The 22509-nt window shown below is 47.3% G+C and carries 24 protein-coding genes; 20 read left to right on the top strand and 4 right to left on the bottom strand.

Annotated elements, in window-relative coordinates:
* Positions 1-38 precede the first annotated feature (38 nt).
* The 15 genes from thrC (at position 39) to ACJJI8_RS22580 (ending at position 13768) form a co-directional block, all read left to right on the top strand.
* Positions 39-1439 carry a threonine synthase gene (gene thrC / locus ACJJI8_RS22650; RefSeq protein WP_108733990.1) on the top strand — a complete coding sequence of 467 codons (1401 nt, stop codon included), beginning with the start codon at positions 39-41 and terminating at the stop codon, positions 1437-1439.
* Between the two features lie 60 nt (positions 1440-1499).
* Complete coding sequence (gene recJ / locus ACJJI8_RS22645; RefSeq protein WP_444933820.1) at positions 1500-3227, top strand: single-stranded-DNA-specific exonuclease RecJ; 1728 nt, start codon at positions 1500-1502, stop codon at positions 3225-3227.
* Between the two features lie 79 nt (positions 3228-3306).
* Positions 3307-4218: a DMT family transporter gene (locus ACJJI8_RS22640; protein ID WP_444933819.1), complete on the top strand. Its 912-nt coding sequence runs from the start codon at positions 3307-3309 to the stop codon at positions 4216-4218.
* Between the two features lie 8 nt (positions 4219-4226).
* Positions 4227-4853 (top strand): LysE family translocator, encoded by a 627-nt coding sequence (locus ACJJI8_RS22635; RefSeq protein ID WP_444933818.1) that lies wholly within the window; start codon positions 4227-4229, stop codon positions 4851-4853.
* A 33-nt stretch (positions 4854-4886) separates the two neighbouring features.
* A complete protein-coding gene (locus ACJJI8_RS22630; RefSeq protein WP_444933817.1) occupies positions 4887-5345 on the top strand; it encodes a hypothetical protein in 459 nt (152 codons plus the stop codon).
* 24 nt (positions 5346-5369) lie between these two features.
* Positions 5370-5762, top strand: coding sequence for a MerR family transcriptional regulator (locus ACJJI8_RS22625; RefSeq protein WP_444893197.1), 393 nt, complete (start codon positions 5370-5372; stop codon positions 5760-5762).
* 103 nt (positions 5763-5865) lie between these two features.
* A protein-coding gene (gene prfB / locus ACJJI8_RS22620) for a peptide chain release factor 2 (RefSeq protein ID WP_413662795.1) occupies positions 5866-6961 on the top strand; the annotation gives its coding sequence in 2 pieces (ribosomal slippage) (positions 5866-5937 and positions 5939-6961; 1095 coding nt in all).
* A 72-nt stretch (positions 6962-7033) separates the two neighbouring features.
* Positions 7034-8518: a lysine--tRNA ligase gene (gene lysS / locus ACJJI8_RS22615; protein ID WP_444933816.1), complete on the top strand. Its 1485-nt coding sequence runs from the start codon at positions 7034-7036 to the stop codon at positions 8516-8518.
* A gap of 151 nt (positions 8519-8669) precedes the next feature.
* Positions 8670-9560 carry a hypothetical protein gene (locus ACJJI8_RS22610; protein ID WP_444933815.1) on the top strand — a complete coding sequence of 297 codons (891 nt, stop codon included), beginning with the start codon at positions 8670-8672 and terminating at the stop codon, positions 9558-9560.
* 500 nt (positions 9561-10060) lie between these two features.
* A complete protein-coding gene (locus ACJJI8_RS22605) occupies positions 10061-10378 on the top strand; it encodes a hypothetical protein (protein WP_444933814.1) in 318 nt (105 codons plus the stop codon).
* Between the two features lie 84 nt (positions 10379-10462).
* Positions 10463-10966 carry a T6SS immunity protein Tdi1 domain-containing protein gene (locus ACJJI8_RS22600; protein ID WP_444933813.1) on the top strand — a complete coding sequence of 168 codons (504 nt, stop codon included), beginning with the start codon at positions 10463-10465 and terminating at the stop codon, positions 10964-10966.
* A gap of 68 nt (positions 10967-11034) precedes the next feature.
* Positions 11035-11346: a hypothetical protein gene (locus ACJJI8_RS22595; protein ID WP_444933812.1), complete on the top strand. Its 312-nt coding sequence runs from the start codon at positions 11035-11037 to the stop codon at positions 11344-11346.
* A 522-nt stretch (positions 11347-11868) separates the two neighbouring features.
* Positions 11869-12459 carry a TrmH family RNA methyltransferase gene (locus ACJJI8_RS22590; protein WP_444896558.1) on the top strand — a complete coding sequence of 197 codons (591 nt, stop codon included), beginning with the start codon at positions 11869-11871 and terminating at the stop codon, positions 12457-12459.
* Between the two features lie 235 nt (positions 12460-12694).
* On the top strand, positions 12695-13132 hold the full coding sequence (locus ACJJI8_RS22585) for an N-acetyltransferase (RefSeq protein WP_444933811.1): 438 nt from the start codon (positions 12695-12697) through the stop codon (positions 13130-13132).
* A 57-nt stretch (positions 13133-13189) separates the two neighbouring features.
* A complete protein-coding gene (locus tag ACJJI8_RS22580; protein WP_444933810.1) occupies positions 13190-13768 on the top strand; it encodes a dienelactone hydrolase family protein in 579 nt (192 codons plus the stop codon).
* A gap of 166 nt (positions 13769-13934) precedes the next feature.
* On the opposite strand, the gene csrA is transcribed toward ACJJI8_RS22580, so the two are convergent.
* The 3 genes from csrA to ACJJI8_RS22565 form a co-directional block, all read right to left on the bottom strand.
* On the bottom strand, positions 13935-14099 hold the full coding sequence (csrA, locus tag ACJJI8_RS22575; RefSeq protein WP_444933809.1) for a carbon storage regulator CsrA: 165 nt from the start codon (positions 14097-14099) through the stop codon (positions 13935-13937).
* A gap of 635 nt (positions 14100-14734) precedes the next feature.
* A complete protein-coding gene (locus tag ACJJI8_RS22570) occupies positions 14735-15616 on the bottom strand; it encodes a LysR family transcriptional regulator (protein ID WP_444933808.1) in 882 nt (293 codons plus the stop codon).
* 91 nt (positions 15617-15707) lie between these two features.
* The gene (locus ACJJI8_RS22565) at positions 15708-15884 is read right to left on the bottom strand and encodes a hypothetical protein (RefSeq protein WP_444933807.1); all 177 of its coding nucleotides are present in this window, start codon (positions 15882-15884) and stop codon (positions 15708-15710) included.
* A 208-nt stretch (positions 15885-16092) separates the two neighbouring features.
* Between ACJJI8_RS22565 and ACJJI8_RS22560 the strand changes: the two genes are divergently transcribed.
* The 5 genes from ACJJI8_RS22560 (at position 16093) to ACJJI8_RS22540 (ending at position 21013) form a co-directional block, all read left to right on the top strand.
* Complete coding sequence (locus tag ACJJI8_RS22560) at positions 16093-17175, top strand: NAD(P)/FAD-dependent oxidoreductase (protein WP_444933806.1); 1083 nt, start codon at positions 16093-16095, stop codon at positions 17173-17175.
* A gap of 452 nt (positions 17176-17627) precedes the next feature.
* Positions 17628-18005, top strand: a complete 378-nt coding sequence (locus tag ACJJI8_RS22555) for a MerR family transcriptional regulator (RefSeq protein ID WP_444933805.1) — start codon at positions 17628-17630, stop codon at positions 18003-18005.
* Between the two features lie 36 nt (positions 18006-18041).
* Positions 18042-18614 carry an NAD(P)H-dependent oxidoreductase gene (locus ACJJI8_RS22550; protein WP_444914341.1) on the top strand — a complete coding sequence of 191 codons (573 nt, stop codon included), beginning with the start codon at positions 18042-18044 and terminating at the stop codon, positions 18612-18614.
* Between the two features lie 614 nt (positions 18615-19228).
* The gene (locus tag ACJJI8_RS22545) at positions 19229-20077 is read left to right on the top strand and encodes a TolB-like translocation protein (RefSeq protein WP_444933804.1); all 849 of its coding nucleotides are present in this window, start codon (positions 19229-19231) and stop codon (positions 20075-20077) included.
* Positions 20078-20611: 534 nt separating this feature from the next.
* Entirely contained in the window at positions 20612-21013 is a 402-nt protein-coding gene (locus ACJJI8_RS22540) for a GFA family protein (RefSeq protein ID WP_444933803.1), read from the top strand.
* 171 nt (positions 21014-21184) lie between these two features.
* On the opposite strand, the gene ACJJI8_RS22535 is transcribed toward ACJJI8_RS22540, so the two are convergent.
* Complete coding sequence (locus ACJJI8_RS22535; RefSeq protein ID WP_444933802.1) at positions 21185-22483, bottom strand: HupE/UreJ family protein; 1299 nt, start codon at positions 22481-22483, stop codon at positions 21185-21187.
* Positions 22484-22509 lie beyond the last annotated feature (26 nt).

Genomic DNA, 22509 nt, shown 5'->3' with positions numbered 1-22509 from the left:
ATAAACTCCCCAGCCAGCGATAAGAGCCAAGAAATACTGTGAAATTTGTCAGCACACGCGGCAGCGCGCCGTCTCTCTCCTTCGCCGATACTGTACTAACAGGCCTTGCCAGCGATGGAGGCCTCTATGTTCCCGAGACTTTGCCGAAGTTTTCTCGCGAGGAAATTGCCTCTATGGCGGGGCTCGATTACGAGCAGCTGGCCTTTCGCATTATCCAGCCGTTTGTGGGGGATGATCTCAGTGATGAAGAGCTGAGCGGTATTATCGGACGTTCCTACAAGCACTTCCGCCACAAGGCTATTGCCCCGCTGGTGCAGACGGACACCAATGAGTGGGTGCTCGAGTTGTTTCACGGGCCCACCCTGGCATTCAAAGATTTTGCCTTACAGTTCCTCGGTCAACTCTTTGATCACCTGCTGAAAAAGCGCGGTGAGAGAGTGGTGGTTATGGGGGCAACTTCTGGGGATACCGGTTCGGCCGCGATCGAAGGTTGCCGCCACTGCGACAATATCGATATTTTTATTCTGCACCCCCATAACCGTGTGTCTGAAGTCCAGCGACGCCAGATGACCACAGTGCAGTCGGACAACGTATTTAATATCGCTCTCGAAGGTAATTTTGACGATTGCCAGAATATGGTGAAAGCGAGTTTTGCCGATCAATCATTCCTGCCCGATGGACGCCGCCTGGTAGCGGTTAACTCCATTAACTGGGCGCGGATTATGGCGCAGATCGTCTACTACTTTTATGCCGCCCTGCGCCTGGGGGCGCCGGATAAAACCGTTAATTTCTCCGTACCCACCGGTAATTTTGGCGATATTTTTGCCGGATACCTGGCGAGGCAGATGGGATTGCCTATCGACCAATTGGTAATTGCGACCAATGCCAACGATATTCTGCATCGCTGCATCAGCGGCAATGACCACACTCCCAAACCACTGGTGCACAGCTTGTCTCCCAGTATGGATATTATGGTGTCGAGCAACTTTGAGCGATTGCTGTTTGATCTCTACGGTCGCGATGGTGCGACGGTTGCTGAATTGCTCGCGGATCGCAGTCAGCCCATGCATTTGAGTGAATCGGCCCTGGGCAAAGCGAGGGAAGTTTTCTCCTCCAGTCGGGTGGATGACAAGCGCACGGTTGAAGTGATTGGCGAGACCTTCAGCTCCTGCGAATATCTGCTCGATCCGCATACAGCTATCGGGGTTGAAGCCGCACGACAGGTACGTCACTCCACCGAGCAGCCCATGGTTTGCTTATCTACCGCACACCCGGCAAAATTCCCCGATGCCGTGGCCCAGGCCCTGCCAGAAAAAGAGATTCCCCTGCCGAGTCATATGCAGGATCTCTGGCAGCGGGAGGAGCGCTTCAAGGTATTGCCCAATAACTTGTCCCAAGTACACGACTATATGGCGACGATGCTGTCAGAAGGCAGTTAATCGGCACACTGTCGTGCAATAAGCGGCAACCGATTAGCTATTTGTTTGCTGAGAAATACATTGAGTACAAAAATTCAGCGACGGCCAGTGGATATGTCTACTGGCCGTTTTGCTTCTGAAACACCAAAAATATTGCAGCGTGTCCTGTTGGGGCGGGGGATTGTCAGCGAAGAAGCGCTGGATCACAGTCTCTCTCAATTACAGAGCCCGCAGAGTATGCGAGGGCTGGAGGCTGCCGTTTCCTTGCTGGTGGATGCTATCCACGGGCAAAAGAAAATCCTTATCGTGGGGGATTTCGATGCGGATGGAGCCACAAGTAGCACCTTGGGGGTGTTGGCCCTGGGTGCAATGGGCGCGCCGGGAGTGGAGTACCTGGTGCCGAATCGCTTTGACTTCGGCTACGGGCTGACTCCAGAAATTGTCGAGGTAGCCAAAGATTATCAGCCCGATCTGCTGATCACCGTAGATAACGGTATTAGCAGTATCGAGGGCGTGGCAGCGGCAAAAGCTGCTGGTATGAAAGTGATTGTGACGGATCACCACCTGCCCGGCAGTGAGCTGCCGCAGGCGGATGCCATCGTAAACCCGAACCAGCCGGACTGTGACTTTCCCAGCAAGAACCTCGCTGGGGTGGGGGTGATCTTTTATCTGCTCAGCCGTTTGCGCACGGCCCTACAGCAGAGTGGGTGGTTTGAGCAGAGCGGTATCGCCCCGCCCAATATGGCCGAATACCTGGATTTGGTCGCCTTGGGTACTGTGGCCGACCTGGTCCCGCTGGATCACAACAACCGGATTCTGGTTCACCAGGGTATCGCCCGTATCCGCGCCGGCCGCTGCCGGCCCGGTATTGCCGCCCTGATGGAGGTTGCCGGGCGCGACCAGCGCAGGCTCTCTACCACAGATATTGGTTTTATTTTGGGGCCGCGAATTAATGCAGCTGGTCGTCTCGACGATATCGGCACCGGTATCCGCTGCCTGCTCACCCGCGATCCCAGTGAAGCGCGGGAACTGGCCGGCGAGCTGGACGCCCTGAACCGGGATCGCAAAGCGATCGAGCAGGGGATGCAGCGGGAGGCAATGGCGGCCCTGGATGAGTTGCGCCTGGAGGGCAAAATTCCCTGGAGTTTATGTCTGTACGATGCCAACTGGCATCAAGGTGTGGTGGGTATTTTGGCCAGCCGCATCAAAGAGAAATTCCACCGCCCGGTGATCGCATTTGCAGAGGGTGATAACGGCCTGGTGAAGGGCTCTGCGCGTTCGATTCCCGGGCTGCATATTCGCGATGCCCTGAGTGACGTAGCTGCCGCTCATCCGGACCTGATCAGCAAGTTCGGTGGCCACGCCATGGCGGCGGGGCTGAGCTTACCCCAGGAAAACCTGGAGGCTTTCCGCAAGGCTTTTGAGCAGGTGGTGCGCAACCGCCTGAATGAAAACCAGCTGCACGCGGTTATCGACTCTGACGGTGAGTTGGAATCTGGGGATTACACTTTGCACACGGCAGCCATGTTGCGCGCTTGTGCGCCCTGGGGACAGGCGTTTCCAGAGCCGGTATTCGACGGTGAATTCCTGTTGCTGCAACAGCGCATCGTCGGCGAGCGCCATTTAAAAATGGTGGTGGCGCCGCCCCAGGCGCCGCAACTGGCGCTGGATGCTATTGCTTTTAATGTGGACACCGAGCAGTGGCCGCAGCCCACGGAAAGAGTGCGCTTGGCTTTTAAGCTCGATGTTAATGAATTTCGCGGGCGGGAATCCCTGCAATTAATGGTGAGCCTGTTAGAAGCGGTATAGGGCGCACTTTGTATTTGGCTGTTGGGAAAAACACGGAGTTTTTTGCAACAGCTCCCAAGTTGTTTGGAAGTAAAAAGTAGTGAAACGTAAACAAGTCCAGGCCGAAGTTCTACTGTTATTAGCCGCTCTCTTCTGGGGCGTTGCCTTTGTGCCACAAAAGATTGCCATGGCGGATATTGAGCCGCTGGCATTTAACGCATGGCGTTTTATTCTCGGCGGTTTAATCCTTATCCCCATCGTTTACTGGTTGTCCTCCCGTCGTGATGCCCAGCCCGGTGAAGCCAAAGGGCAATCGGTGAATCACACCTGGCGCGCCTGCCTGCCCGGTGGCGCACTGTTGGGTTTTTGGCTGTTTCTCGGCGCGGCACTGCAACAGGTGAGCCTGCTTTATACCACTGCCGGCCGCGCCGGATTTATTACCGGTTTTTATTTACTGCTGGTGCCGGTGATCGGTTTGTCCCTGGGGTATAAAACCAACCGCTGGACCTGGATGGGAATTGGTCTCGCTTTGTTTGGCCTCTATTGGCTGGCGGACTTCAGTGAAGAATCCCAGCTGGTGGGTGACTTAATGGTATTTGCCAGTGCCTTTGTTTTTGCCATCCAGGTATTGACGGCGGATCGATTGGTAAAACGCTACGACGCTTTGCGACTCGCCTGTATCCAGTTCCTGGTGTGTGGCCTTTTGTCGGCCGTAGCTTCGCTATTTACCGAAGAGGCGACACTGCAATCGGCGATCGATGCGGCTTGGCCTATCGCCTATATGATGATTTTCTCCACGGCACTGGCGTTTACTTTCCAGCTCTTGGCCCAACGCTACGCCGCGCCTTCTCACGCTACCGTAATTATGAGTTTGGAGGCAGTTTTTGCCCTGGCGGCGGGCTGGCTATTCCTCAATGAAATGCTCAATACCACGGAGTTAATTGGCTGTGGTTTGATGCTGGCGGGGATGCTGGTCAGTCATTACGGCAACCACAGCGGTACTCACCACTAGGAATATCAATGGAATTATCGACACTGGCACTCTTTGTTCCCGCAAGCTTCTTTGCCTCGGTCACACCGGGGCTCTGCATGATGCTATCGCTCAGTCTGGGAATTACCCTGGGCGTGCGTCAGACTCTATGGATGATGGTGGGAGAGTTGATCGGTGTTGCGTCGGTGGCGATTACCTCTGCACTCGGTGCTGCGGTATTGATGGTTCAGTATCCGACTTTATTTCAGCTGTTCAAATACTGCGGGGCCGCCTATTTGGCCTGGATAGGCGTGCAGATGTGGCGCTCCCGGGGGCAGCTGGCTCTGATGGATCAGGGTGATACGGTCGACGCTAGCCGACCATCGCGAAGAGCGCTGGCACTACAGGGTTTTGTTACAGCTGTGGCCAACCCCAAGGGCTGGGCGTTTTTTATTGCGTTATTACCGCCATTTATTAACGATGCCAAACCTCTGATACCCCAGCTTTCAGTCTTGCTGGCGATATTGCTGCTTTTGGAGGCGTTGTGCCTGCTGATTTATGCCAGTGGCGGCCAGGCCCTGAGTCGATTGTTGGAGCGGTCTGAAAATGTGCGTTTGGTTAATCGGATTTCTGGTACTTTGATGCTATCGGTGGGAGCCTGGTTGGCGTTATCCTGACACGGCTATTTATCGCTTTATGGAGGATGTTCTGTGTTGAAAAAACGGTTGTCATTCTTATGGGTATGGGCCCTGATTATCTCGGTGGCGGCTTGCGGCCAGTCGAGGGAGGAGAAAGCGATGGAGAACGAGGTTGAGAACACACCCGGCGCGGCGGAGCCCGAAGTCGCACCCACGCCTCCTGCAGCGACTATGAGGCCAGGGGAAATGGTGTGGATTTACCGCGGCAGTGGCAGCAAGCAGTGCGAAGGGGGTGGTATGACCCTTCAGCAGAGCCAGGCCAAGTTGAGTGACAATGGGGTGAAGGTGCAGGAGTCCCGCTGTGGAGTCCGCACCGACAGGATGTTCCCCGCCGTATGTGGCGCACCCACAGGAGATATCCTGATGCACCTGATCGGTATGGATGCCCTTGATGCCTCAATTGAGCTGGGATATAGCCCCGCGGAGAAAGTGCAGTATCAGTTTGCTGCCTGTCGGGACAACAGTGCCTGAGTTCAAACATTAAGTGGGGTAATCGTGAATATTTCCCAGGCCGCAGAGAATTCGGGGCTCAGTGCAAAAGCCCTGCGCCACTACGAAAATATTGGCCTGGTGGTGCCCGGCCGCTCTGCTAATGGCTATCGGGATTACTCCACTGCCGATGTTGAAACCCTCTGCTTCGTGCGCCGCGCGCGGGCCTGTGGCTTTACCACTGAGGAGGTCCGGGCGCTGCTGGGGTTGCGGGATAACCCGGAGCGCCACAGCCGCGAGACCAAAGACCTGGTCAATCACAAGCTCGGGCAGCTCGAAGAGCAGTTGCAGACCCTGCTGGGGATGCGCGCAACCTTGCGGGCCTTTGCCGATAGCTGCGCCGGCAATGAGTCCCCAGACTGCGCAATTCTGGAAAAGCTCTCGGGACAGACCGCCTAGTAGAGGATTTGCCGCCATATCAGCCCCTATCTGACTGGAAGGACCCCCGCGCGCTGCGGTAGAATGCGCGCCGCTTTTTATTTTGTCCGGACACCGAAAGTTCATGGAAATCAATCCCCTCATCAATCAATTGAAAGACCTCGAAGAGCGCACCGACGTTCTTAGGGGGTATCTTTGACTACGCCAGCAAGAAAGAACGCCTTACCGAAGTAGAGCTGGAGCTGGCTGAGCCGAGCGTCTGGGACGACCCCAGCCGCGCACAGGAACTGGGGCGCGAGCGCTCCTCCCTGGAAACGGTGGTCAACACCATCGAAAACCTCGACTCCGGCATCGCCGATTGCCGCGAACTGTTGGAAATGGCCGTCGAGGAAAATGATGAGGACTCCGTAGGGGAGGTCTCCACTGAGATCGAAGGTCTCCAGCAGCAGCTGGGGATTCTGGAATTCCGCCGTATGTTCTCCGGCGAGAACGACGAGAACAACGCCTATCTGGATATCCAGGCCGGCTCCGGCGGTACCGAGGCCCAGGACTGGGCGGAAATGATCCTGCGTATGTACCTGCGCTGGGGTGAGGCCCACGGCTTCAAGACCACCCTGGAAGAGGTCTCCGCGGGGGAAGTGGCCGGTATCAAAAGTGCCACTGTGCATTTCGCCGGCGACCACGCGTTCGGATGGCTGCGCACAGAAACCGGTGTACACCGCCTGGTGCGCAAATCGCCGTTTGATTCCGGCAACCGCCGTCACACTTCTTTTAGCTCGGTATTTGTGTCACCGGAAATCGATGACAATATCGAGATTGAAATCGACAAGTCCCAGGTGCGTGAAGACACCTACCGCGCGTCCGGCGCCGGTGGTCAGCACGTGAACAAAACCGATTCTGCGGTGCGTTTGACCCACACAGAATCCGGTATCGTCGTGCAGTGCCAGAGCGAGCGCTCCCAGCACCAGAACCGCGATAAAGCCTGGAAAATGCTGCGCGCAAAAATGTACGAGCAGGAAATGCTCAAGCGCAACGCAGAGAAGCAGGCCATGGAAGACAGCAAGGCCGACATCGGTTGGGGCAGCCAGATCCGCTCTTACGTGTTGGACGACCAGCGTATCAAGGACCTGCGCACCAATGTCCAGACCAGCAACTGCCAGGCAGTACTGGACGGAGACCTGGACCAATTTATCGAAGCCAGCCTAAAAGCCGGCCTCTGATTTAAAGTCTCCACTCTCACCGCGCCCCTCGTCGATGAGGGGCAATATCAATCACAAAACTGATAGATCACCATGACTGATATCCAGCAAGACGAAAACAAACTGATCGCCGAGCGCCGCACCAAGCTTTCCGCTCTGCGCGAGAAGGGCAATGCTTTCCCCAACAGTTTTCGCCGCGAGAACCTCGCTGCCGACCTGCAAGCTGAGTTTGGCGATAAACAGAAAGAGGAGCTGGAAGAACTGGGTAAACGGGCGTGCGTAGCAGGGCGAATCCTGGCTAAACGCGGACCCTTTATGGTGATCCAGGATGTGTCTGACCGCATCCAGCTATACGCCGATAAAGCGGCACAGAAAGATATTAAAGAGCGCTTCGGTGCCTGGGATATCGGTGATATTGTCGGCGTAAAAGGCACGCTGCACAAATCCGGCAAGGGCGACCTCTACGTCAACTGTGAAGAGTACAGCCTGCTAACCAAAGCACTGCGCCCGCTGCCGGAAAAATTCCACGGCATCGCCGATCAGGAAATGCGTTATCGCCAGCGCTACGTGGACCTGATCGCCACGCCGGAAGCCCGTGAAGTGTTCCGCGTGCGCTCCAAAGTGATCGAGTACATCCGCGACTTCCTCAACGGCCAGCAGTTTATGGAAGTGGAAACGCCCATGCTGCAAGTTATTCCCGGCGGTGCCAGCGCGCGTCCGTTCGTTACCCACCACAATGCGCTGGATATCGATATGTACCTGCGTATTGCCCCGGAGCTGTACCTGAAGCGTCTGGTCGTGGGTGGTTTTGAGCGGGTTTACGAGATCAACCGCAACTTCCGCAACGAGGGCCTATCCACGCGCCACAACCCCGAATTCACCATGCTTGAGTTCTACCAGGCGTACGCGGACTACAATGACCTGATGGACCTCACCGAGAAGATGCTGCGCGGTATCTGTGAAGATGTACTGGGCTCCACCACTGTGGAATACCAGGACAGCAGCTACGACTTCTCCAAGCCGTTCGCGCGTTTGTCTGTGTTCGACTCCATCCTGCACTACAACCCGGAACTGACTGCGGCCGATATCGACAATATCGAATCCGCCCGCGCGGTAGCTGAGAAGCTGGAAATCCCGCTGAAAGACAGCTGGGGCCTGGGTAAGGTACAGATCGAGATTTTCGAGAAGACTGTAGAGCATCGTCTCGACCAGCCGACCTTTATCACTGAGTACCCAACCGAAGTGTCTCCGTTGGCTCGCCGTAACGATGACAATCCGTTTGTCACCGACCGCTTTGAATTCTTCGTAGGCGGCCGCGAGATAGCCAATGGTTTCTCCGAGTTGAACGACGCAGAAGATCAGGCTGAACGCTTCAAAGCCCAGGTTGCGGAGAAAGATGCCGGTGACGACGAAGCCATGCACTACGACGCCGACTATATCCGCGCGCTGGAATACGGCCTGCCGCCCACCGCTGGTGAGGGCATCGGTATCGACCGTCTGGTAATGCTGTTTACCAACTCTTCGTCGATTCGCGACGTACTGCTGTTCCCGCATATGCGCCCTGAAGCGAACGACTAATCGCTTCTCACTGCCGGGTAGTTTTACCTGCCCGGCAGTATTTCCTCCCCCTATGCCGCAGATTTCCTCACTCTGAAACTTCCCTCAGCTCTATCTATCCTTATTCATTGGTGCTCTATCGGGCCTCGAATGATTTGGAGCGGTTGCTGCTATGACACAGGGACAGGCGAAAGAGAAAAGCGCAAGGCAAATATTGGCGCTAACGCTCTGTAGCTTTATCTCCTGTACCGCCGCTGCGCAAAGTTCGGAGCCTGCACCGGCTGCCAGCCTAACTTCCAAAGATCCCGATGACTGGCGCTTCCTCGCCACTCCCTACCTTTTCCTCCCGCTTCGCACTAAAGGGACTTCCACTGTTGCTGACACCAGTGTCGATATAGACCTGGATTTAAGCAAAACCCTGGAGCTCCTCAACGCTGCATTTTCTGTGCGCCTGGAAGCTTGGAAAGGGCGCTTTGGGGTAGTGGCGGATCTCTACTATGTGCACCTCAGGTTGGACAAGGGAGCAACCATAACCCCGCCGCGAAACCCACAGCTGGATATCGATGTAGATATTGATGTTGAGGTGGATGCTCGCCAGGGCTGGATAAATGCCCTAGCCGGTTACCGGATTTTAGAAGGGAACCTGGCTAATAGTGGGCGAAAGTACTTTGTTGATGTGGGAGCGGGTTTGCGCTGGAACCGATTAAAGCAGGAAGTGAAAGCACGAGCGGGAATTAACATAGGCCCCAGGCCCGAATTTAGGAATCGCCTTGGAGGCAAACAGAGTTGGTGGGAACCTACACTATCTGCGCGAGGCGCAATCGGAATTACTGAATGCCTAACCGTTGCTGTACGCACGGAACTGGGAGGCTTTGGCGCTGGGGGTGATGACTTACAGTGGAATCTACTAGCCGGATTCGACTGGCGCGCCTGGAAGACAACCTCACTGCGTTTTGGGTATCAGTATTACAGTATTGATTATTCCGATCGACTCTCTGATGGGCGTTTTGCTTATGATATTACTCAGCATGGGCCGTATATTGCGGCGACTTGGCGGTGGTAGTTGAGCGAATTCAGTTTATGAAGAAACTAAGTTCATTAGAGTCATAAGTTTAAAATCAAAGAGTTAGATATTTATTTGGTGCTTGTGATAGTGGCCATATAGAACGCATTTTTTATTTAGCTCTATGGTCCCATTTGTGTTTACCTTATCGGCTTCATAATTAAAAGTAAATGTGAGGAGTGAATTTACATTTGAAACCGTAGTAAAGATAATAGTGGTTTGGATAGCTATTATATAAATGTTAGATTTGAGGGGTATATATGGAGCTTCCATCGGTCCTAGATATTAAGGATTACTCGGAATTAAATTATTTTGATAAAAAGCAGCTCAAAGAGCTAATTGATGAATGTGAATTTATTATTGATGATCAGTATGATCAGCTTTAACCAGAAGCCTATTCATGTGTAGAGGGGCTTCTTGAGTACCTTCAGTATAAAGTCGGTGGAGAGGCTGCATTAAAAGCGATAAAGAAAAAGGCTGTCGAGGATGTTCGCCAATGGGTGTATATTCACCCAAAAAATCTAACTCCAGAAGATGATAAAAGAGCTGTCGAAAGTGGGTTAATTGCAATTCGATTGGGGTGTGGATGGGTAGTTGATGCATATGAGGCTACTACAAATATACCAGGTCACGAAATTGAATGGGCAGCAATATCGTCTATGCCAAACGTGATTTGTGAAGACTCGAAGGCATTTTCTCAGCTTAAATTAAATTTAGGTAGAGAACTGACAGAGGAGGAGGTTATGAGAGTTGCAAGCCTTTCTGAAAGCTTGGTCAATAGTTATATGGCAAATGATGGAAAAATGAGGGAGTGGTGATCTAACAGAGTAGGCCATGATCCGCTGCTTCGTAGTTTTGATCTCCACTCCGGTTCGCAAGCGCTAACTAGTAAAAATATTCTCATGACATTAAATGATTTAACAGTAAATTTTTCTCATATTAACCAGGGAGACCTTCTATCCGATTGGGAATGGCTTATTGGTAAGGGTAAGTTACCTATAGTTATTACCGCTCTTGGCGATGCGTTTATTCAAAACGTAAAAACCAATGAAGTGGAGTTTTTGAGTACTACACTTTGCCAAGTCGAGTTCATCGCAAAAGATGGAGAAGAGTTTCTCTCAAAATTACAAGACTCTGAATTTGTTAGCGGTTTTATGGGGGCAAAATTTGTACGTAGCTTGATTGAATCAGGTAAGTCACTTTCTAAATATATGATTTACAGCATTAAGATACCTCTATTTCTTGGTGGTGAAATTGACGTAGAAAATTTTGAGATAACTGATATCGAAGTCCACTTCTCAATATCAGGACAATTTCATAAAAAAGTTCAGGGTTTGCCAGAGGGCACTCCAATTGAAAGTGTTACCTTGGCCAAGCCAAAAAGGAAGGCTTGGTGGAAGTTTTAGTGCTAACAAGGTAGTACAATCGACTGCAAAGGTATCATCTAATTGAAATGGTATACGTAGATACAACGATGGATATATCTCAGTATTACGATGAAGCTAAGAAAATAGGAAAGCTAGTAGAGCCCCAGGCACCTTATGTTTTGGCTGTATTAGATTATCCTCCTGAGGAGGATAATCCATCCTTGTGGGTACCCAAAGTTCAAAACGCTTTACTGAATTTCTATAAAGAATTTCCATCTTCAGATGAAGCAGAGAAAGCGCTTAACTTGTACATTCAGGGCGCCATAATGGAAGATAGAGCAGAGCATAACTTACTGGTTAAAATAGGAGCTTCCTGCTTGGTTTTAGGAGTGGCTATCGGATGGGTTATTTGGAGTTAACTTCCTATAACTGGCGCATGCTGTTTCTGATGTTGTGGCTAGACAGCGTGCTCTATGCTCAAGTTTAAATGTCTAGGTAGAGAGTGGAAATAATTAAGTATCCTTTGACTAAATCTGTACTATTTACAATTTTATATACGATACTGAACATAGTGTCTATCAATGTTCAGTTTATTCCTGGAATAATTACATGGATTTTTTGGGGAGTTGTTGGCCCATTGATAGCCATAGGGGCTGTATGGTTTTATCACTGCAAATCGATGGGTGGAGAAAAGTATTGGGTACAACTGTCCATCGGCACTACCCTGTATTATTTGGCGCTAGGTATAATATCGTTTAATTATATAGGCGGTTTATGGGCGTCGGTGTAGCTTAATAGTTAATTAAGTAATGCAGCCATTAACATAGCATTATACATATTTTGTGAGGTTGCTGCGCTTATTGTTGTTAGTATTTACACAGTCCAGGCTGTGTCTGACTGCGATGTTAGTAGTGAACAAATTATCTAAGGTCTTCGAGAATATGGAAATTGATAAAAATGGTGCCCGAAAAAGAGCTGATGAAATTAAGCCCTATCGCTGTAAAAATCTGATAGCTGTTCTCGAGTGCCCAATGGATATGAAGAACATTGGAACAGTCATAAGAAACGTCAATGCGTTAGGCGTTGAAAAAACGTATATTGTTGATCCACGCAACCTATTGCCCAATGAATGGCAGGAAATGAGAGAAAGAAAGTCACTCTCAAAACCATCTGTCTCTGCGATCAAATGGAGCTTCGTAAAGCGTTTTGATAGTACCGAGGAATGCCTGGATCATTTGGCAAAAAATAGATTTATCTCGATTGTCACCTCTCCCCATGTAAAAGGAAAAGACAACTTTATATTGCATGAGGCTGATTACACTCAGCCAAAACTGGCTGTTTGGTTTGGTAACGAATCTAGAGGTATAAGTGATCTTGCAGTCGAAAATAGCGCTTTCTGCGTATCCATTCCAATGTTTGGAATGATTGAAAGTCTGAACCTCGGAACAACTTCTGGAATTGTATTATATGAAGTTACTAAGCAGCGCCGCGAGTACCAGGAAAAGTACAAGAGAGCAAACCGTAGCGACTAATAAAGTGATGAAGTTGACGTCCTATTTGTGTGTTTTTTTGCACTGCGGCTGTATTCTTTTTCTCAAATAAATAAAGAAACTTTCCCCATTGAATAGGCGCCTACCTTTCGGTCGCAATTACTCTTGGGTAACTTACAAAGCAGGCAAAAACTATTTTGTCTTTAAAGCCACCCCAAAACGAGAAGGTCAAAATTACTTTAATATGAGTAGAATCGAGTTTAAGGAGCTAACCCAAGTGAAGCGAGATAAGCTGTTAGCTGTACTCAATGAGGATTCACTTAGGGAGCACTTAATTAAACATGAATACTTTGATGTCCAGAGTATTAATGAGTGGATCAAGTTTAAGTTAGAAGTAGACTCCCTGCCTGGGTGCCGTGTTCGACTAATTTACATCGGTGGAGTATTAGCTGGGTGGTGTGGTATTCAACCTGATGATAGCGGCTATGAGATGGCTGTTGTTATATCTCAACAGTTTTGGGGTTTTGGACTCTCAGTATTCAAAACAATGATCGGTTGGGCTAAGGAGTTGGGGCATAAAGAAATAGTGTGTCATTTGCTTGACAGTAGGCCAGAATACAGAGCTTTGAAAAGAATATCCAAAATAGTACATAAAACTGAGCTGTTGGGTCGATGTTTTACGACATACTGTATCGAACTCGATAAATATGCATAGATTAAACTATAACTGGTCGGTGTATCGTTTCTTTCTTGTTATATAAAAAAATAAACTATGGCTTGGGTTTTGGTTTCAGATATTTTTGGTCGTACAAAAGCGTTAGAGCGATTTGCAGCTGATCTTCCTGGTAGTGTAGAGATAGTTGATCCGTATAATTCAGAATTGATGAATTTCGATTATGAAGTTGAGGCGTATTCACACTTTACATCAAAGGTTGGGCTCGATAAATACGTTGAAAAATTATCAGAGAGAATCAGCGTATCATTTGGTCATGTGAATTTAGTGGGTTTTAGTATTGGCGCATCGGCCATATGGAGGTTATCTGATCATCAAGCTTTGAGTAATGTTTCAGGGGCAATTTTATTTTATAGTTCACAAGTTCGCCATTACGTCAAAATTGATCCTATATTTCCTACGCGCTTGATATTCCCGGCGATGGAGCCTCACTTTTCTGTATCAGAGGTCATGCAGACGTTGAAGCAGAAAGAGCAAGTGGAGGTTCATCATTCCACTTACCTTCATGGCTTTATGAATCCCCAATCCAGAAATTATAATGCAGAAGCTTATGCTAAATACAAGCAGATAGTATGTAATACGCCCTTCAACGACCCCATCTGTAAAGGTTTCAGTTGAATGCAGTTCGTATTGGAGTTTGAAAAATATCACATAGAGACAGTTGTTGTTGGTTAGTTTGTGCAAGTATTTAGCTAATCGAGGCCTTTCCAAAGGTCATAAACTAATTGAAAAGCCGCTGGGAAGACCGAACACTTGCTTCTCAACGGCTTCGGAAGTTCACCATCTATTCCTTTTGGATGCGCCTATATATTTCTTCTCGATGAATGGGTATCGACTTGGGGGCATATATCCCCACCTTCACTTGATTGCCTTTAACCTCTAATACCTTAACCGAAACTTTGGTGCCGATTCGTAGGTTTTCACCTATTCGGCGTTTCAATATCAACATATTCATTTCCTACTGATATAGGCTACAAGAAAGAGCGTTCTCTTGGGGGAGTATTGAAAGAAGCGGCTAGAAGAGGGGGCGCACGAGAACGATAAGCATAGAAGAAGAAAAGGCGAGCGCAACGCTCCCAGAGCTTGGGGACACGTCTCAAGCTGCTGAATGTACACCACTTTATTGAAGACGAGCGGGTATCTAGCGTATGATGCATATAGCCATTTTGATATTGAAGGTATCAATTTGGTTAGCTGGCCCCGGGTGTTGGTAGCACCTTGGGTCAGCGCCTTTTACTTATTCTTATATCTCGCTACCGTTCTCCTCTTGAAGAAATAGATCGTTTAGGAAATTGTGGTACTTCTCCTTAGGTGAGAAGCCAAATCAAGCCCAACCAAAAATAACAAAACACTAATAGAGATCTATCGATTTTACGCATCTTTGATATAGAAACAAACTTAATTGATCCCAACAGGATAATTTAAGCGCCTTTTATTTACCTATGTGCTAGTGTGAGGAAACTCAGCCAAAGAGTTTCTCCCGAAAAATACAGGCAGCTGGTAGGTCAGGTTCGAGTTCTTAGAAGCTATGCATTTAACATAAAGAATCTGGAAAATTGTAGTAGAAACATAGTAAGTGTTTTTTTAATGAAGGCCCTGAAGGTTTAGGAACAATTGCCAAAGGTAACTTGCTACTGGCCCCATTGGATTAGAAGCTTGCCTAACCACTCGCACTTCCAGTTCTTGTGGTTTTGGTATTCCTTCAACTGCTATGGGCGCCAATAAACCCTGTTCAAGCTCCGCTTTTATCATATGTTCTGGTAACGTGCCCCAACCCATACCTTGAAGAATAATATCTTTTTTAGTCTGAAAGTCGTTAACTCTCCATTGATCGCCCCCTTCAAGCACCCCGTAGGTTTTAGTGGATGACTTCCTACCACTGATGATCACCTGGGGATGGTGTAGCATAATCTGCCTTGGGATTTCCTCGTATTGGGTAAGTAGGGGAGAGTTGCCAGCGATCACAGAAACGAATTTCATATTCATCAGTTGAATAGACTCAAGCTGGTCGTGGGTTTCTATCCACGGAATAATAGCTAAGGAAACCTGGCCAGCCTCCAATAGGTCCAGTGGCCCAAGGCCATTTTCGGAGTAAACCTCCAGGCGTGTTCTTGGATATTCAACTTTACACTGGCGGATTGTATTGAGAATCGGGCTAATTGGTATAGCGGAAGTAAATGCAATACCCACTGCCAGTTCTTCTCCTGCGACTAACTGTTTTGCTAAGTTCTCAAACGAATAGACTTCAGCTAATACGTGTTTGGATTGCTCATACAGGGCCTTGCCTTCAGCTGTGAGTGTGCTCCTGTATTGGTCTCGATCAAACAGTTGTAGATTGAGGTCTGCTTCTAATTTTTTGATGGCGGCGCTTATAGTGGGTTGTGTTCGGTGAAGTGTCTGAGCAGCAGCTTTTAGCGAGCCCCCTTCAACTATTGCCTTTAAATATCGTAATTGTTCCAAAGTCATAGTGGCGTGAGTTTAGAGAAAATATAGGTAAGTTTCTGATGCAGCATATTTGAGGATCTTAAACTGAAAATAGCCATTAACTGGCTTTCTTTTATGAAGCATCTTTTTTTGTTGTGCTGACAACATGAGTAATCTGCACTTGATACCATTTGCCAGTGCTTGCAAACTGGACAACATCAACACCGCTGATCATTTTGAATGAGCAGCTTTTACGTAAACCAGTTATTTGTTTTTCTTCTACCAACAGAAGCTGGGAATCTGCGTGCACCTTTTTACTTCATGCCTGCGCAGTATCATCACCCGATATCAGCTAAACCAACTTGTTAGGTAAAAGCTAACAAGAACTTAGATTATAGTTAATATCATTAGCTTAAGTCTAACTTTATCCTTATCTCCTTATCAAGAAGTGACCTGTTCGTGAGGCATTGCGAGCGGTCGCGCTTTATCCAAACAGCTGAACGATATTGAGGCGAGTTATGATCAAACGGACAGACGTGTTAATCGTTGGTGGAGGCTTTGCTGGTGTTTCTGTGGCCCAAAAGTTAGCTAAGCAGGGTATGCAGGTGGTATTGGTTGACCGAAAGGACCATTTTGAAGTGACCTTTGCCACATTACGTAATGCGATAGCGCCTAACTTACTGACTGCTAATCCACGTAAATATTATCGTGACTTTATTCAGAGCGATTTTGTTCAAGCAGATGTGGTTTCCATGGATGACCGGATAGCAAAGTCATCGAATGGATTAGAGATCCACTTTAAGCAGGCAGTTATCGCGACAGGCAGTCGCTACCCAACCTTGCCGATAGCTAAATCTACATCAGCTTATACAATTTCCGAGCGTGAGCAAGAAATGCGGAATGAGCAAAAAATACTGGCGAAATCTCAGTCAGTTTTGATTGTAGGAGGGGGTACCGTTGGCGTGGAGCTAGCAGGGGAAATTAGCAGCGCTTATCCCAATAAATCCGTGACGTTAGTCCATTCTAAAGATGTACTGCTCGGCCATCTTAAGCCTAAAGCCCAGAACAAGGCGCTAGAACAGCTTGAGGCTAAGGGGGTTAGCGTACACCTCAATACTCGGCTAATTAAGGAGGGTGCTATCTACCGTTCATTAGATACTCAGGAAATCTTCGAGGCAGACTTGGTTTATGAATGTACCGGTATGCTGCCAAATACCGAATTTCTAAAAAAGGAATTAGCCTGTGTGTTAGATGAGAAGGGATTAATTAAAGTAGACGAATACATGCGGGTTAGGGGTTATTCTAACCTTTATGCGATAGGTGATTGCTCTTCTTTGGATGAAAACAAGCATGGCTATGCGGCAAACGTTCAAGGAAGCCTCTTAGCGAGCGCCATCATTAATCAAGCTAAAGGTAAAAAGGCTAAGCCTTACAAAACACCTAGCTATGCCATTGTTACGCCCACCGGTACAGAGACAGGTGTGGCTCAAATGCCCTTTGGTGTTTTTACTTCAAAGCTATTTGTTAACCTGAAACAGAAAGACATGGGGATAGGCCACATGCTTAAAGCGAGCGGTACAACTCCAGACTTACTTAGCTAGGGCTTTTTGGTATGCAGTAGAGTACCTACGATTAAAATCTACCAGTCTCTAAGCTTCCTTTGAATAGACATTGCTCACTGCCATTGAAAATCAATTAAGAGATAGTCTAGAACTAGTCATACCTGCTAGATGCGTATGAGGCGGCATAGGGGGTGTTACTGCCATTAATAGTAGTTTATTTACGTAGATAGGTTTCCCCGTCTGAATTGATCACAGGAAACCAGATGGCCTTTTCTTCTTAATTTGCGGTATTGCGTATTTACTTTCTTCAACGTAATGTTTGTGCCAAAAGCATGAAAATGCAGGAAGTGAGTTCCAGCTCTTATGGGTTTCTACTAGGTGCCCGTAAGGGCTGGCGAAGACCCAAACTTATGGATGGGTCCTTTCGTGTGATGAATATTTTTCATAGGCTGTAATCTCAATGGGAAATTGAGCATAGGTAGGAGGTCTGTATGTTTATAGGAGAGGTGTCAAAAAGGGCGAATCTTACTGTAAAAGCGATAAGATTTTATGAGGAAAAAGGCCTCATTGCCCCCCCTAAAAGGCAGGGCAGATATAGAGTCTACACGGCAGAAGATGTTGAAATTCTTACTTTGATTTCAGAAGCTAAAACACTTGGAGTGACTCTGGCTGAGTTGAAGGATGTTATTCGGTACAATAATGGAGAGGTTGATTGGGCTCGAATCAGCATCTTTCTGAAGAAAGTAAAAAGGAAAATTGAGGCTGAATTGGAATCACTTTCTAATAAAGCTGATAAAGTTGATCAATGTATTGCGTCTATAGATTCCTGTCATAAAAGCCTTGACCCTCCCCTTAAGGGGAGACGGTAGACTTTTCATCATGTCTTTAAGCAATAGTATGACGAGATGAAAAATATCCTACTTTTAAATGGCAATCCAAAGAAGAACAGTTTTGTTAAGCAGTTGAGCGATGTCTATGAGTCTGAAGCAAAGAGACAGGCTAATGTTCGGCGATATAACCTGTCGGAAATGGACTTCAATTCGAATTTAGAGTTTGGGTACGATGATTATCAAGTATTGGAGGATTGTCTATCTGAATTTCAAGAGGCTCTTAAATGGGCACAGCATATTGTTGTGGTGTCGCCTATTTGGTGGGGCGGATTGCCTGGAAAGCTCAAAGGCTTGATTGATCGATCTTTTCTTCCCGGAATTACCTTTAAATTTGAGAGTGGTAGTGCAGAACCGATACAGCTTCTTAAAGGCAAAACATCAAGAATAATTTTGACAATGGATGCCCCTACAGAATATTTAGAAGAACAAGCAAAGCCAGTATTAGAGCAGCTTGATCGATTTACTCTTCAATATTGCGGCTTCTCGAAAGCAGAGGTTAGTTTATTTGGTTCAATGATTATGTCTGATAAGAATCAACAGGACTCCTGGTTGAAAACGGTTAAAGAACTTGGTGTTAACTGTCTATAACTTAGAATAAATCGATCTATTTTAATTGGAGCCACCTAAAGACAATCAATATACTTGAGGATATCTAAACTTTAACAGGTAAATATATAAGGAAGTGTGTATCAAATATAGTATTTAATTGAGCTGCACACTCCTTATTGATATCTATCTTGTGAAAGTGCAGTAGTAATTGTTGCTATAGTATCGCTCAATCTTCATCCCCCAGAATGAAGATTGATCATACGGTTGAGAATAGAAAATAGTATTCGTTACTCTACAGTTCCCACCTTCATCTATTTCTTCTGGACAAACTTGTAGATTAACTTACGTCGAATAGGTGAATATCTGAGGTGTATTTATGTAGGTTCAAGATTGTCGTGTCCCGATAACTCTCTCTGTAATTGGGGGGCGGATTGGCAATACGAGATGAGCCGCAAGGTCAGTATAAATGGAAGACAAAAGGGAGGTTCGAACCCTCGGTGCAGAGCCACTTTTGAGTATATTTCATACAAATAGTTGGCGGATCACACCTTTTCTCACAAGAATCAGGCAAAATTCATATGGACGTCAGGTGTTATAAAGCCTGAATAGATACATTGGTTGCTTATTACTTCATGTTTAAGCAAGGATATGTCATGAGGCACCTTTGTATTTCAATGGTTCTACTCTCACTGTTAACCCTGAGTGTTAACAGTTATAGTCAGGATACACTTACAGTTCTTGAAGGACCCTATCTTGGACAGGAACCTCCTGGGTTAACTCCAAAGTTATTCGCCCCTAGTCCCTCGAAAGAGTATCGGGATTGGGGTGGTTACTTCACGCCTGATATGAAAGAGTACTACGTTACAAGAAGATATCACCAAAGTGGCAAGTCTTCGAAAGTTGCATTCAAGCTTGAGGGTAATCGTTGGTATGAATCGGAAGTGGCCTGGGGTGGCTCTATCTCACCTGATGGTCAAACAATGTATTCTAGAAATCGATATAGAGAGCGCACTGACAATGGTTGGTCAGAACCTAAAAGCCTGGGGCCACTATTTGAAGACTTTCGTATCATGCGCCTTACGGCTTCTGCAAATGGAACCTTTGTATTTGATGAAGTAGGTTCAAATGGAGATGGTATTCTTCGCTATTCGCGTCTGTTAGATGGTAAGCGTGAAGTGCCAAAACCTTTTGGAAAGCAGATAAATACAGGTAAATGGACTGCTCACCCGTTTATTGCCCCTGATGAGTCCTATATTATCTGGGATAGTGAAAGAGACGGTGGATATGGTGATAGCGATATGTACATCAGCTTTCGCCAACAAGATGGCTCATGGGGTGCGGCTATTAACTTCGGTGATAAGATCAATACAGAGGGGGAAGATGGTGGTGGATATGTAACGCCCGATGGGAAATACCTTTTCTACTGCCGGCGCTGTACTCCACCGAATTTTGAAATAATGTGGGTAGATGCGAAGTTTATTGAGATCCTTAGGCCTAAATAAAATTTACACTAAGCTACGCCTAGTTCTCTGTATCTATCATCATATTGCTAAATTTAAATTCTTTAATGATATTTCCGGTCTTTACGATATATGAAGCCCCGGTTGATCCCGCAGCAACCTGTTAAGTTGTATAGAATCCTTTCACCAAGTGAGAAAGTGAGCACCACACTAAGTGTGCGGGTGCTCACTTTTATATATTGCTCAACTCAGCCTCTATTAGCCACTTGCTGCCGAAAACTTGAATCAATGATGAGAGAAATCAGGTTAGATAAAGGTTTGTGCTAATAGATATGCGCACCACAAAAGCCAGTTCTTTCTGGTAACCTTTTATCTACTTGGAGCGGAAGTTCAGCCTGAGACATTTGTTGTAGAACAGATAGCTAATACCGGAGTTAAAATTAGCTGGCGAGATTGTTCAGTGCGAGTAGATGTTCTTTTGGGGCTCTATGATCGGTTAAAATCTATACAAGGTGATATAGATGTCTCAGATATGTGGGCTTTGTATCTTTATATTACTAAAAAAGGAGTGTCTTTTTGACTAAAGGTGAATGCAATTGTGGAGAGATAGCTTATGAGATACAAGAATCCCTCACAGATTTATATATGTGCCACTGCTCAATCTGCCGTCGCTCCACAGGGAGTGGCTCTATTACTGTAGCTATCGTGCCTACCGAGAAGTTTAGTTGGGTTAAAGGTAAGGAGAACCTTAAGTATTGGTCTAAGCCTGGGCATGATTGGCATACAAATTTTTGCGCTACTTGCGGTTCGACTCTGCCCGGAGAGAATGATTCTTTAAATACTTACATTCCTGCAGGAAGCTTGGTGGATGGTAACGAAAACCTAAAAGTGGTTCATCATTTATGGGTTGACTCAAAGGCTTCTTGGGAAGTAATAGATGACGCCGGGAAGCAGCATCCCAAGGGGTTTGGATCTTAAATTATTTAACGTCCTGATTTATTGCGCTTTGTATTTTCATTCACTATTGCGTGTGTAGTGACAGGGAGGTTAATTTTGGAGTGAGTTTTGCCTCTGGAGCTTGAGAATACAAGACATTTTTAGGTGTATTTTCTCGAGTGTAATAGCCAGAGAGAAAACTCATTCTCCTGTTCAGAAGATTGCTGAAACAAGTTCATATCCTCTATCTAATGTCCAAATAAAAGCAATTGCGCTGCAGAGTCCAGCAACAGAATAGCGTATCCGGATTTCCCATTCCTTTTTCCACAGCCTGGCCAAATAGGTAAGGGGCCATATGGCAAGAATTATGATTACTTGTCCGGCTTCTACCCCCAGATTGAAGGCCAAGAGGCTTTGCCAGATATTCGGGGAATCAACTTGGAGTATTTCATGTAATACAAATGAAAAACCCAGGCCATGGAGCAGGCCGAGCATACAGGTGCCGATAAAAATTGTACTTTCGCTCCCTGTGATCTTAGTGTCTTCCCGGTGTAGTGATATCCAGGCCATATAGATTATGGATAGGGCGATACCGGTTTCTACCACCGGTACGAACCAGCTGGCAGTGGGAACAAAGCCAAAGAATCCGGCTGAGAGGGTGATACTGTGACCGATGGTAAAGCCGGTAGCGCGCCACAAGAGTAGGGGTAGGCTGAGTGCACCGAGGCTTAAGCAGAGTACAAACAACACGTGGTCCAGCCCCTTCAGGATATGGGCGATGCCCTCCGCCAGAAAAGTCTTCACAGCGTCTATTGAGGAGTGGGTAATCAATAGTGGCTCTTGCATAAGACCGCGTGAGCGAAAGACCTGGGTCTTACCTGGGTTGTAATCCAGTACCAGGTTGGCGGTGTCTTCCTGGTTGGGGAGGCCGGGGTTAAGAGAGCTGGATAGTTGGTATTCTCCAAGGGGAGCTTCCAGAGGGTAGAAGATCTGAATATCAACCAAGGTGTCACCCACATATAACCTTTGATTGGTATCTTCAGGTAAGTATTGGTGCAAAAATGCCTGCTGTGCCTCCTCCAGCGTTGCAAAACCTGGTTCATTTCCTATCCGATACAGGCGCACGGCTTTTACATCGCCTTTTATCTGCTTGTCAGTATTGCGGAGAAGAGTGGCTCTCTCTGCAATATTACCGAGTCCTAGAGGCGCTAGCTCCAGCTGCTGAAAATCCACATAATGGACCAAGCCGCCTTGATCCAATGAGTTTTTGGTATAGGGCGCGGGTTGTGGGAGTTTGCCAGTATAGGGGTCGCGACCCTTTTTTGTTTTATCTGCCAGTAAATAGGGCATAGGCATTCTCATATATAGGTTGGCACCACTGGCTGTGTGCTCTATATGGAAAATCCGTACATTGAAGTTAAGAAGAAAGTGCGCTTGTGCTTGCCCGCTGAGGCTGGATATGAGGAGGTATAGAGCGATCATTGCGGGCAACTTGAGTGTGCTGTTTTTCATGGCTCAAACTATTTCTCTATTTTTTT

The sequence above is a fragment of the Microbulbifer maximicatervae (SeqCode) genome, from assembly GCF_052467695.1.
The sequence above is the reverse complement of the archived record's forward strand: the minus strand, read 5'-3'. Positions and strand labels throughout refer to the sequence as shown.